This is a genomic window from Mycobacterium sp. E1715 (assembly GCF_001667625.1).
Taxonomy (GTDB): Bacteria; Actinomycetota; Actinomycetes; order Mycobacteriales; family Mycobacteriaceae; genus Mycobacterium.
This window is the reverse complement of the sequence record NZ_LZJJ01000514.1, coordinates 1-589: the sequence shown is the minus strand read 5'-3', so window position 1 is coordinate 589 and position 589 is coordinate 1. Positions and strand designations below refer to the sequence as shown.

Below are 589 nucleotides of genomic sequence, written 5' to 3'. Positions count from 1 at the left end.
GACCGGGCCGGCCACCCCGGTCGGCACCGCGCTGCTCGACGACGTGACGCTGTCCAACGCCGGGCTGCGTGAGGGCACCGCCGTGATCGTCGGCGCGGTCACCGTCTACGGCGCCCGGTCGGTGACGCTGTCCGGCTCGTCGCTGGCCAGCCAGTCCATTTCGCCGGTGACCCTGCGGCAGGCCCTGCTCGGCAAGGTGCTGACCGTCGGCGACGCCGTGTCGCTGCTGCCCCGCGATCTGGGCCCGGGCTTCTCGACGGCGGCCGCCACCCGCGCGCTGGCGGCCTCGGTGGGCATCAGTTGGACCTCGGAGCTGCTGACCGTCACCGGCGTGGACCCGCTCGGCCCGGTCAGCGTGCAGCCCAACTCGCTGGTCACCTGGGGCGAGGGCGTGCCGGCCGGCGGCCCGGCCGTGTCCACCGAGCTGGTCGACGTGGCCAGCCCCGAAACGGTCCTCGAGGAACTCAAGGGCTCACAGCCGCAGGCCGCCAAGCTCATCGAATGGCTCAAGCTCGCGCTCGACGAGCCGCACCTGCTCAAGACCCTGGGCGCCGGCGCCAACCTGGGCGTGCTGGTGTCCGGCCCGGCC

1 pseudogene is annotated in these 589 nt (G+C 74.2%); it reads left to right on the top strand.

The window, feature by feature from the left end:
• Window positions 1–589: pseudogene (locus A9X03_RS25195) on the top strand (ATPase); the annotation flags it as partial.